Consider the following 11,149-nt stretch of genomic DNA (forward strand, 5'->3'; position numbering starts at 1 on the left):
TCTACGCGGGTTAGAGGGATTCGCGGAGGGCCGCGCAGAGGGCTTCGGCGCGGATGTCGGCGTCGCCGCCAGGCTGCACAGTTTGATAGCCGAATCCGAGCCGAAGGCCCGGATGCGCGAACGCAAGTTGACCGCCCGCGCCGTCGTGCCCGAAGCTTCCCGGACCAGCCATGCCACGGCGGCCGGAGTGGAGCATGAACCCGGTCCCCCACACGTCGCCCTTGTCGGGGCCGATGAACGGTCTGCCGTAGGACAGCGGTCGGGTGGCCTCGACGATCGCGTCGTCGCTTAGCAGACGCGCACCGTTCATGGAATGAACGGTCGCCGCGAACAGGTGCGCGAGGTCCTTCGCACGGGTGACGATATTCGCGGCAGGGCTCTCCGGGCTGAGGAACGCCGCAGTGTTCGCAGCGGTGAACAGGTCGGGTCCGTACGCACCGTCGGCGAGCATCGCCCGCTGCACCAGCGCCGTGTCGTCCGCGGAGAGCGGCACCCCGTTGCCCACGGCATCCTGCGGTCGGAGGGTGGGTGCCAGATTAGGATCGTTGACGTCCACGCCGTAGGTCATCTGCAGTCCGAGCGGGCCGGTGATGTGGTCGGCGAGCCACTGCGCGGGTCGTTTCCCGGTAGTTCGTCGCAGGACTTCCCCGCCGATGAAGCCGACCGAGATCGCGTGATACAGGAACGCGGTTCCGGGCTCCCACAGTGGATGCTGCGATGCCAGGTCATCGGTGATCGGGAACCACTCGCCCAGCGCGGTGGCATCCCACGGTTGGGTGAACGCGGGGACGCCGGCGCGATGAGCGAGAGCGTGGCGGACGGTGATGCGGTCTTTGCCGTGCACGCCGAATTCGGGCCAATAGGCGGCGACGGGCTGGTCGAGGTCGAGGAGCCCCTGGTCGGTAGCCATGATGAGACTGATAGCGGTGACTGCTTTGCTGACGGAGAACACGGCGCTGCGAGTGTTCGTGTTCCAGGGTGTGCCGGTGTCGGCGTCGCCGGCGTAGAGGTCCACGACCGGCACCCCTTCGATGACGATGGTGCAGGCGGCGCCGCGGTCGTCGCGGTCGGTGAAATTCCGCGCAAAGGCGTCGGCGACGCGTTCGAAGCCGGATGCGACGTCGCCGTGGATCGTTGGAGTGGAGGTCATGACACGTCCTGGGGAATGCGGGTGTGTGTGGCGGTACGGGTGATGATGCGTGCGAAGTCATCCCACAGAGCGGGAGCGATCTCGTGTCCCATTCCGGGATATAGATGCAGCTCCGCGTGCGGGACGTGCGCAGCGATACGTTCAGAACCACGCGGGCCGATCTGCGCATCGTCGCGGCCGTGGATGACTGCAACCGGCATGTGCAACTCCCCCAGCCGGGGGGTGAGGTCGGGCATGCTCGCGACGGCGGCGCGCTGGTATCGGAAACCGCTGCGGTCTGGGTCGCGGTCGAACATCCGGCCGGCGAGCTCGCGTTTGAACGCCTCGTCATACCCCCATGCCGGGGACGCGGTGCTCCGGTCCCCGTCTAGGAACGCGGCGATCGCCTCTTCACGGGTGGTGGCAAGCGTCACCTGAGTGGCGAGGATGGCGGGGTCAATGTCGCAGATGTCGGGGGTGGTGTAGAACAGCACGAGCCCGGCGACACGGGACGGGTGGTTGAGAGCGACATGCTGCGCGATCATCCCGCCCATCGACTGACCCACCACCGTGGCTTGGTCGAGCCCAGCGTCGTCGAGGACGTCGATCACGTCGTCGGCCATGTCCGCTATGCCGTATGGAGCTTTCTCGTGGCGGGAGAGGCCGGCGTCGCGGTTGTCCATCCGGAGGACACGGAACCCTCGCGCAACGAACCGGTCGCAGAATTCGTCCCGCCACCCGATTAGCTGCGCGGTGTGGCCCTCCAGGAGCAGGATCGCTGGCGCGTCGGCGGGCCCTCGAGTGTCCCAGAACATGCCTGAGGGTGTCGTGGGCATGTCACTGGTTCTGCTGGTTGGCGTGCGCCCGGAGCGCGTCGATGACCTGATCCCGCCAGGCCGCTGACTCGGGAAGCAGCTTGGTGAACTGCGACGACCCGTGCACCTGCCCTTCCCCCAGAACGAATGTGACGGGCACACCGGCCTCTTCGAGGCGCTGCGCGTACCGGGATCCGTCGTCACACAGCGGGTCGAACTCTGAGCTGATGATCAACGCAGGAGGGAGACCGGTGTGATCTTCGGCGAGCAGTGGTGAAGCGTACGGGTCGGTGGCATCCACGGGAGAACGAAGGTACGCCTCGAGACACAAGTCGAGCTCCGCCTTGGCGAGCGGGTACTCGCCGCCGCTGTATTTCCCGACGCTGGGGCTGCCCATGGTCAGGTCCACGGCGGGGACCTCAAGCACCTGGAAGGTGATGGCGGGGCCTTGCTCGTCGCGGGCCTTCAGCGTGATCGCCGCGGCGAGGTTTCCGCCTGCGGACCCTCCGCCGATGGTGAGGCGCTCGGGGTCGGCGTCGTAATCCGCAGCGTGCTCCACGATCCACAGCAGGGCTGTGTATGAGTCCTCCAGCGGGATGGGGAACTTGTACTCCGGTGCGAGGCGGTACTCCACGGCGGCAGTGACATACCCGGCCAGCGCGGTGCGTTCCCGGCACGCGATGTCGACGAACGTCTCCTCGATCGTCCCGGCGATCCATCCGCCGCCGTGGTAGAACACGTGCAGCGGGTGCGGCCCGGGCGTGGCCGGCTGGTAGATGCGGACGAAGATCTCCCCGCCGTCGACGGGTACCTGCGCGGTGTGCACGGATCCCACCTCGAGGGGTTCGGGCGCAACGAGCGCGGCGAGGGCGTTGGAGCCTTCCAGGGCGCCGCGGCGGGCGGCCGGCACATTGATCAGGTCGATTGGTGCACCGGAGGGAATGCTGTCCAGGAGCTGCCGGAGGGCGGGGATAACGGGCATGTCAGTGTCGCTTTCCTAGAGACGGGCTGGTGGGGAGTGCTTGATGCGGTCAGGCCAGTTCGCTGGCCAGGGCGGGGTCGGCCTGCTGCTCGCGGGTGAACTCGTTCGCGATCCGACCCTTGCGGAACCCGATCCATCCGACCAGGACGGAGAGGACCGCAGCAACGGCAGAGAGGATGTAGATCAGTGGCGGGGAGAAGGCGATCACAGCGGGGATGACCGCGGTGGCGCCGGCGGCGACGAGGCGTCCGAAGGTGAACACGAACCCCTGGGCTGTCGAGCGCAGCATTGTGGGAAACGCTTCGTTGCCCCATACCCGAGCGATGGGCTCGCCGGCGGTGGTCTGTCCGAGCGATCCGATCAGCAGTGCACCGAGGAGGGTGACGAGGGTGAAGCCGAAGAACACCGGGATCAGCAGTCCGACGACGAACACCACGCCGCCGGCGATGAACAGCGGCATCCGGGCGCGGGTGTCGACGTACTTCATGAACACGAACAGCGCGATGAATGCCAGCGGGAACAGCACGATCGTGTACGGGACGACTTCCGTGATCTCAAGCCCGGCGACGTTGACCGCGACGTAGGTAGTGAACCCCCCCAAGATGGTGCTCGCGGAGAGGGTGAGGGCGTAGAACACCGCGAGGACGATGAATGCACGGCGGTAGGGCACCTGCAGAAGGTCGCGGACGCGGACCTTATCGGCGCGGACGGTGTGGATGCCACGGCGATGTTCTTCGCGGGACTGCAGCCACAGCGGTGACTCCGGGACCGTCAGGCGCAGGAGGAGCCCGATGATGGCGACCACGACGATCATGCCGTAGAGGATCTGCCCGCTGAGCTGCCCGAGGCCGCCGGTGGCAGTGGTGACGATGACGGTCGTCAGCGACGCGGCGATCCACATCACTTGGGTGAAGACAAGCATCTTGCCGCGGTTGCTGTCTTTCGCCGCCTCCGCGATCGTGGCCAGCGAGACCGGCAGGTCAGCACCCACGCCCAGGCCCAGCAACGCGAGTCCCACGAACAGGATCCAGAAACTAGTGAAGAATGTCGGTGCGAGCGCGCCGATAGCGATCATCGCCATCGTCACGATGAACACCTTGCGGCGCCCGTAGATGTCGCCGAGCCGGCCACCGACCAGCGCGCCGATCGCCAAGGTCGCCGTGACCACGGCGAGCAGCAGCCCCACTTCGTTCGCCGTCAGGCCGACAGTCTGCTGGTAGATGACCAGTGCGATGCCGTTCACCGTCAAAGCGGCGCCGTCGACGAAGGACGCGAGTCCTGCGATGATCGCGACCCGCCACGGGTGCTTGTACACACCCTCCCGGGGCGCTGAGCCGATCGTCGTCGTGTCCGACCCGGTCGTACGGGGAACGTCCATGTAATCCTCCTTGATTAATCGTGTCAACCGCTACGTCGACAATTACGGTATGCGATAGGTTTAATCGTGTCAAGCAGAAAGGCTGACAATGAGTACAGCACCCCTCACCGTGAGCGACGTGGCCCGTGAAGCAGGGGTGTCACGTGCCACGGTCAGCTATGTCCTCAACGATCGGCGTGATGTCCGGGTCAGCGAACCGACTCGCAAGCGGGTGATGGAAACTGCCCGCCGCTTGGGCTATGTCGGCTCTCCTGCTGCCCGCGCGTTGCGTAGTGGCCGTGGTGACGTCGTCCTCCTCCTCGTCCCGGATTGGGAAGTCTCCGGGCAACTCGAACTGTTGCTCGAAGAGATCGGACGCCTCGTTGCGGATCACGGTCTGGTTTGCCTGCGGTACGAGGGGGAACACTGGCGCGGCTCACTCCACAAACTGTTGTCGCGCATCTCCTGTGCCTGTGTGGTGACCTTCGACCCTCTGCAGCCGGTCGATGCTCAGGCGCTGCAATCAGCGGGAATCGCCGAGGTATCCGCCCGACTACTCGACTACCCCGGCATGCCCCATACGACCGCAATCGGGCAGGACACGATCGTCGCCGCCCAGATTGATCACCTGCTCGCACAGGGATACACCCGCCTCGCTTACCTCGCCACCGAAGAGCCACGCGGACAGTCCTTTACTGAGGCGCGCATGACCGCGTTTCACCGCATCTGCGAAGAACGCGGCATCACCGATGCCCACTCAGCCCTCGTACCGAGCGACCTCGAAGCGATCTCGGCTACCGTAAACGAGTGGACCACGCATTCAGCTGAACCTCTCGGAATCGCCGCGTGGAACGACCTCGCAGCCCTCGGCATCACCAGCGCCGCAGCTGCGCACAACATCCCAATCCCGCAGCGCCTCGGCGTCATCGGCGGTGATAACAGCCCCATCGCAGCTCTGGCACGCCCCGCCCTCAGCAGCGTTCAATTCAACCTGCCCTCAGAAGCAAATCAGATCGCCGCACAAATCGCCGACATCACCGGACACGATCAAGCCAGTGCAACGAGCAACGACACAGCGCAAGCCGTGAGCGTGGTCGCACGTACATCTACCGCCCGCGCCTCCACGACACCCTCATAACCCTCGCGACTCGGCGCCCCTATCCCGAGCCAAAATCTCCGCCAGCGCATGCCCCTGTCAGCCAGTTCTCTGCCCGAGCGGAAATACACCGACAACGATCTTTGTCGGTGAGTCTCATCGATGGCATCCATTGCCGGGGAGGTGGCGTCTTAGGGCGAACACTTGCCGAAGGGCGGCGGCGTCTCGGTGGAGTTCACCTGCATCGAGCGCTTGGTCGACGGTGAGAGCGCCAGCGACGAGGCCGACAACGGTATCAGCCTCGGCCGCCAGGACGGTGTTTGGTCGATCCCCGTCACCGACGCGAGTGCTCGGGCCATCCTCGTCGATGAGAAGAACGATGAGCAGACCCTCAACCTCGAAGCCGACTTTCGGCGGGCGGAGCCGCCGTTCTCCCGTGGAGGATGGCAGGCAGGGCAAGAGTCAGCCATCGCGGCCGGAACTCGTCGTCACCCCGTCCCGCGGCCAGCAGAGGAACACCCCACTGCCCCAGGGCCTCCATCGGTACTTTGAGTTCCACGCCCCATGGCGTCAGTCCATAGAGGACGCCTGCGTCTCCCAGTGCTCGCTCCACGACGCCGGTCTCTTCCATCGTCCGCAGCCGTTCGGCTAGGAGGTTGCTTGCCACCCCCGGCAGGGATGCTTTCAGCTCGCCATATCGACCGAAACGAGGCTCCTGGACGCGGCGGTGCTGCATCGTGTGGGCGGCAGGAAGGTGCCTGCGTTATCCCTGGATCCGCGTGTCGGTGGATAGCCGCCGACAGCGGGGTTGGATGAAGACGAACAGGGCTATGACGCCCATGATCACAGCGCCCGCGATGGCCGGCAGCAGTGCCCACACCCCTACAGGGCGGTGCCCGCGGTGAGGGCAATGACGAAGGTGCGTTGTCCCAGTCGCATTGCGGGACGGGGTTCGCACGCCATCGGAAGACCGCTAGCTTGCGGAAGCCCAGCACCCGGTAGGTCACCGTGATCGGAATCCGATCCGGGGCAAGGCCAAGGACCAGCGGGAACATCATTTGGGGAGCGATGCCTGCGACAGATACGCGGCAGCCCGGCGGGAGGATCTCGCTCTCCTGCTTGCGTTTGCGCGCCTCCCACAACTCCGCCGCGTCCGCCTGGGTCAAGCCGGGCTTGATGCCGTCTTCGACGTCCGTGATCTTGAGCCACCGTTGCAGGCGCGACTCGAAGACATCGAAGTCTTCGGTATCCGACTGATCGGGCTTCGCCCCGACGCACGACCGCGATGACGTCGTTCCGGAACTCTTTGGGGGTGCTTTGGGCACGTTGACCATCCTTCCGCGGGAACCGAAATCCTCACTGCGTTGGAGTCAACCGAACTGTCAGTAGTCCCATTAATAGAATCGTGATGATCTTTGTGGGCATCGCGACTCATCGGCGGGGATCTTTTGTCGACCGCTGTTGACGTCGTGACTCTGTAACGACAGCGAGGCCCAGTGCTGGAGGAGCATTGAGCCTCGCGACGAACTGGCAATAGTCAACCAGCAGGTGCGGGTGGGAGCGCACGGCTCCCACCCGCAACCCGTCACCGCAGGATGAACAGCTGTGTCGTGCTGTTCCCGGCTACGTCGAACACAACGAGCGTGTTATCTCCGCGGACCGCACCGAAGATGCCCGGGGTGATGTCGTTAAGGTCCGACCAGGTGTTGCTCGTCAGATCTTTCACCACTCCGTTGATGACGGCCTTGTCGATCTTGCCCGCATCATGGAGCTTGAAGCTGACCTTGTCGTACGTCGTCGGGCCACCGACGGTGAACGACGCACCGTCCTTGACCGTAACGGTGGGCTTCGTCGCGTCGATGGTCACGGCGACCGTGCGCGTCTGGGAGATGCTCCCGGCGAGGTCCTGCGCGTTGTACTTCACGACGTAGTCACCGTCAGGCAATGCGACGGTAGCGGCGTGGGTGACGCTCGTAGCACCGCCCGCTGCCGTCTGCGTGCTCTTGATCAGCTTCCCGTCGCGGTAGATGTTCGCCACGATGCGCTGAAGCCCGCCGTCATCCGTTGCGGACACCGACACGTTGATCGCCGGGAACGGCCCCGACGTGTTGGGCGAGACGAGCGTCGTCTGCGGCTTGGTTGTGTCCACGACGGGTGCCGTGACGGTGACCTCATCCCACAGGGTGGGCGCACCATCGAAGAGCACAGCAACATTCACGCGAGAGTTGGCTGCGAGCGATGCGGGAAGGGTGACGGAGCCCGTGGCCGCGTCGTCGAAGCTCACCTTTCCGAGAGACTGTGGGCTTCCGTCACCGACGAGGGCGAACACCGTTCCTGTCGTTCCCGCATTGCGCTGTCCGCCATTTGGGGTGGGAGAGGCGGCATCCAACGCGAGGGTCCCACCCGCATCGACGGTGTCCATGCTGATGAGCGCGGTGCTCCGAAGGTCAGGGGTGAGAGAGGCACTGGTGGGCGCGTCGATGTTGCGCTGCCAGTCCTGGGACCCGTCGGTGCGTGCGTTCTGCAGGGATACGGTGCCGTCGGCAGCGGCGGTGAGGTACACGGCAGGGTTCTTTACCGACTGGAACCGCACGCTGCCATCGGACTGCTCGAGAACCTTCCACACCCCGGTGGATCCCTCGTCCACCCACTGACCGATCCTCTGCCCGACGGTCGCGTTGCCGGTCCAGATCGCGGCGGCCCGGCCACCCGAGCGGTTGAGCAGCGTCACGTTTCCGTCTGGCTTCATCACGACATGCCACTGCTGGGTTGCCTCTCCTGCATTGGCGGCTTCGGCACGGACATCGGGGCGGTCGCTGTTGCCGATGTTGGCGTCGTTCTGCCGCCCGTTCGTGCCCAGCACCTGACCGGTGGCCTTGTTCTCCAGCTGGTAGTACGCGCCGTCGCTCTGCCCGAAGTCCACCTCCGCGTGGCGGACGACGGATCCTGAGGTGGACCCGCCCCACGCTCCTTGGAAGAGGACAATACGGCCGGTGCCCTCGACGTACTGCATCGTGCGGCTGTACCCGGTGCCGACAGTGGACTGCAGCTCCGTCCAGGCGCCATCGCTGCGGCCGCTCTGGTTGATCCAGACGTTCGCGCTTCCGGCCGCGTTATAGGCGATACGCCCATCGGGCAGCGTGACAACGACCGGGCTTCCGCCGCGTGCAAGTGCACGGGATCCGGTGGCCGCGGGGAGCTGCGTGATCTCAAGCCCGTCGACGTCACCGTCGGAGTAGAAGTTGAGAGGGTCGTCGCTGATCTTGTAACGGACGTTGGATCCGCCACCGAAGTACTCGAAGGTCAGCAACCACTTGTCGTCGGTGGTCTTCGCGACGGTGGTCATACCGGGGCGACCGCCACCGATGATGGTCTTCCCGCCGCCCATGTCGCTATTTAGACCGGCGACGTCGACGACTGTCTCACTCCACCCGCTGGCCCCACCATCCCAAGTGCGGTGCACGAGAATCTGGTTGTGGGAATCCTTGGCGGTGTCGTTGTCCGGGTCAAGGACGGGGATGCCGGTTGTCTGGTCGAATCCGATGTAGTCGTTCTCGTCGGAGTAGTACGCGACCAGCTCACCGTCGTGCACATCCAGGTGCGGCTCCCACAGCGGGTCGACCTGCGCGTGGGTGTTCGCGGAGGAGATGGCTTTGCCGATGTTGCCGGCGCTGCCACCTTGCCATCCGCCCTTCGCGATGATGTTCTCGAAGCTCCATGTCGCACCCTCATCGGTGCTGGAGTACAGCGCCAGGGCGAGGTCTCGGCGATCACCATCGTTGGTGGGGATCCAGTTCGGGTCCGCAGCTTTCTTCTCTACGAAGTACTCGTCTTCGCCGGATACGACGGTCGCGAGCAGGACCGTTCCCGCTTTGAGGTGCCCGATGTCTTCGGGCAGAACGTACAGGTACGGGTTCGTCCAGTTGCTGATGTACGGCGCGACAGCAGGATCGTCACTGAGGTAGGCGGGGGCCGCGACATCCGCGAGCGGCTGCCATGTCACGCCGTAGTCGTCGCTCTTCATGACCGGTACGGTCTGCCCGTCAGCGCTGCCCGACGCACCAATCGTGGACTTCTCAAACGAGACCAGCAGCCGGCCGCTGGGCAGCTGCGTGGACTTCGGGTAGATCACACAGTTGCCGGTCCCTTTCAAGCACGTTTGCGAGCCGAGCTCGTACAGCACATCCGGCGACGGATCGTAGGCTTGTGCGCTCACGACCGATCCGGCGACCATCACTGTCGTGGCCGCGGCGACACCGAGCATCCGCGCCAGCTTCTTCTTCGTTGAAGACAACATCGAGCCCCTCCTTTGGGGAATGTGGGTAGTACAAGTGACGAAGACAAGGGTGGGGGCGGAACACTGTTCCGCCCCCACGGGGTGTTACTTGTTGACGGTGAACCCCTGTGAGTTGCCGTACTCGACGAGGTTCTGCTGCCAGGCGTCCAGTCCTGGGATGATGTCGCTCTTGGAGACATAGGACTGGCCGACGGTGTCCGCGAAAACGCTGTTCGCGTAGACCTGGAAGGGCAGATATTGCCAGCCTTCGGCGACGTTCTCGGACGCGTCGAGGAGGACCTTGTTGATCTCTTGACCACCGAAGTACTCCGGCGTCGCGTTCAGGAACTCCTCATCGTTGAGCTGCGCTGTCGTCGAGGGGAATCCGCCCTCACCGAGGAACACGTCGATGCTGGTGTCGGAGTTGTTCAACCACTTCAGGAATGCCGCCGCGAGGGCCGGATTCTTGGTCTGCTTGATGACCGACTGCGCGCTACCGCCGTTCTCCGCCGTGACCGCCGAGCCGTCATAGCTCGGCAGCGGGGCGACGCGCCACTGTCCAGCGCCTTCGGGGACGGACCCTTCGAGGATGCCCGGCATCCAGGCACCGGTGACGAGCGTCGCGATGCTGCCGTTGCCGAGTCCCTTCCACCAGTCGTCAGTCCAGGTGCCGATCGGGGCGAGAAGTTCCGGCTCAAGCAGCTGATTCCAGGTGTCGGCCCACAGCTTCGTGCCCTCATCCTCGAGGTTGATGGTGACGTTCGTGCCGTCAGTTTCGAACGGCCGCCCACCGGCCTGCCAGATCAGGGGCTGTGCGTAGCCGGGATCACCGTTGTCGTTGGTGATGTACTTTGTGGGGTCTGCGGCGTGGAGCTTCTGCGCCGCGGCGATGTACTCGTCCCACGTAGTGGGAACCTCCAGGCCGAACTCGTCGAAGACGGTCTGGTTGTACATGAGAATCATGGGGCCGGAATCCTGCGGCAGCCCGTAGATGCCGCCGTTGAGGTTGACGGCACCCCACGTAGAGGCGGTGTAGTCAACCTCGAGATCTCCGAACCCATATGGGGTGAGATCCAGCAGGCTGTCGGAGAGCGCGAACTGCTGCATCGCGTAGTACTCGACCTGCGCGACATCCGGTGCGCCGGAGCCCGCGCTGATCGCGTTCTGGAGCTTCGTGTATTCGTCGGTGGCGGTGCCCGCGTTGACGACGGTCACTTCGACGTTGGGGTATTCCTTCATGAATGCAGCGGCCTGCTCTTCACCGGACGGAGTCCACGTCCAGTAGGTGAGCTCACCGCCCTTTTCGAGTGCAGCGTCGAGGTCGTCACCGCTTCCACCACCTCCGGTGGCACCGGCCGATGAACAGCCGGCGAGGGCGACGGCGGCGATGCTGGCGAATGCCAGCGCTGTAACGAGGCGCCTCGGGCGGCTCGGGGTGGACTGGGACATGGTGGTTCCTTTCACTTCATTGTGTGGTGCAGGGTCGGGTACAGG

8 protein-coding genes are annotated in these 11,149 nt (G+C 64.8%); 1 reads left to right on the forward strand and 7 read right to left on the reverse strand.

The window, feature by feature from the left end; translation table 11 throughout:
* Window positions 1-10: 10 nt before the first annotated feature.
* Genes ACTJI8_RS09700 through ACTJI8_RS09715 form a run of 4 tightly spaced genes read right to left on the reverse strand, consistent with a single transcriptional unit; the run spans window position 11 to window position 4,304 of the window.
* Window positions 11-1,150, reverse strand: coding sequence for a serine hydrolase domain-containing protein (locus ACTJI8_RS09700; RefSeq protein ID WP_440733228.1), 1,140 nt, complete (start codon window positions 1,148-1,150; stop codon window positions 11-13).
* Window positions 1,147-1,965 (reverse strand): alpha/beta fold hydrolase, encoded by an 819-nt coding sequence (locus ACTJI8_RS09705; protein WP_440733229.1) that lies wholly within the window; start codon window positions 1,963-1,965, stop codon window positions 1,147-1,149. Before ACTJI8_RS09705 ends, ACTJI8_RS09700 begins: the two co-directional genes overlap by 4 nt.
* Before the next feature lies 1 nt (window position 1,966).
* Window positions 1,967-2,926 carry an alpha/beta hydrolase gene (locus ACTJI8_RS09710; RefSeq protein ID WP_440733230.1) on the reverse strand — a complete coding sequence of 320 codons (960 nt, stop codon included), beginning with the start codon at window positions 2,924-2,926 and terminating at the stop codon, window positions 1,967-1,969.
* Between the two features lie 49 nt (window positions 2,927-2,975).
* Window positions 2,976-4,304, reverse strand: coding sequence for an MFS transporter (locus ACTJI8_RS09715; protein WP_440733231.1), 1,329 nt, complete (start codon window positions 4,302-4,304; stop codon window positions 2,976-2,978).
* Between the two features lie 88 nt (window positions 4,305-4,392).
* Between ACTJI8_RS09715 and ACTJI8_RS09720 the strand changes: the two genes are divergently transcribed.
* Window positions 4,393-5,421, forward strand: a complete 1,029-nt coding sequence (locus ACTJI8_RS09720; RefSeq protein WP_440733232.1) for a LacI family DNA-binding transcriptional regulator — start codon at window positions 4,393-4,395, stop codon at window positions 5,419-5,421.
* Between the two features lie 349 nt (window positions 5,422-5,770).
* On the opposite strand, the gene ACTJI8_RS09725 is transcribed toward ACTJI8_RS09720, so the two are convergent.
* The 3 genes from ACTJI8_RS09725 to ACTJI8_RS09735 form a co-directional block, all read right to left on the reverse strand.
* Window positions 5,771-6,115: a winged helix-turn-helix transcriptional regulator gene (locus ACTJI8_RS09725; RefSeq protein ID WP_440733233.1), complete on the reverse strand. Its 345-nt coding sequence runs from the start codon at window positions 6,113-6,115 to the stop codon at window positions 5,771-5,773.
* An 849-nt stretch (window positions 6,116-6,964) separates the two neighbouring features.
* On the reverse strand, window positions 6,965-9,676 hold the full coding sequence (locus ACTJI8_RS09730) for an RICIN domain-containing protein (protein ID WP_440733234.1): 2,712 nt from the start codon (window positions 9,674-9,676) through the stop codon (window positions 6,965-6,967).
* Between the two features lie 84 nt (window positions 9,677-9,760).
* A complete protein-coding gene (locus tag ACTJI8_RS09735) occupies window positions 9,761-11,104 on the reverse strand; it encodes an ABC transporter substrate-binding protein (protein WP_440733235.1) in 1,344 nt (447 codons plus the stop codon).
* Window positions 11,105-11,149: the final 45 nt, after the last annotated feature.

This window comes from Microbacterium sp. 22303, from assembly GCF_052045265.1.
Taxonomy (GTDB): domain Bacteria; phylum Actinomycetota; class Actinomycetes; order Actinomycetales; family Microbacteriaceae; genus Microbacterium.

Excerpts from the sequence above, each read along its gene's own strand:
- ACTJI8_RS09700 (WP_440733228.1), bottom strand. The coding sequence starts at position 1,150 with ATGACCTCCACTCCAACGATCCACGGCGACGTCGCATCCGGCTTCGAA.
- ACTJI8_RS09705 (WP_440733229.1), bottom strand. The coding sequence starts at position 1,965 with ATGCCCACGACACCCTCAGGCATGTTCTGGGACACTCGAGGGCCCGCC.
- ACTJI8_RS09710 (WP_440733230.1), bottom strand. The coding sequence starts at position 2,926 with ATGCCCGTTATCCCCGCCCTCCGGCAGCTCCTGGACAGCATTCCCTCC.
- ACTJI8_RS09715 (WP_440733231.1), bottom strand. The coding sequence starts at position 4,304 with ATGGACGTTCCCCGTACGACCGGGTCGGACACGACGACGATCGGCTCA.
- ACTJI8_RS09720 (WP_440733232.1), top strand. The coding sequence starts at position 4,393 with ATGAGTACAGCACCCCTCACCGTGAGCGACGTGGCCCGTGAAGCAGGG.
- ACTJI8_RS09725 (WP_440733233.1), bottom strand. The coding sequence starts at position 6,115 with ATGCAGCACCGCCGCGTCCAGGAGCCTCGTTTCGGTCGATATGGCGAG.
- ACTJI8_RS09730 (WP_440733234.1), bottom strand. The coding sequence starts at position 9,676 with ATGTTGTCTTCAACGAAGAAGAAGCTGGCGCGGATGCTCGGTGTCGCC.
- ACTJI8_RS09735 (WP_440733235.1), bottom strand. The coding sequence starts at position 11,104 with ATGTCCCAGTCCACCCCGAGCCGCCCGAGGCGCCTCGTTACAGCGCTG.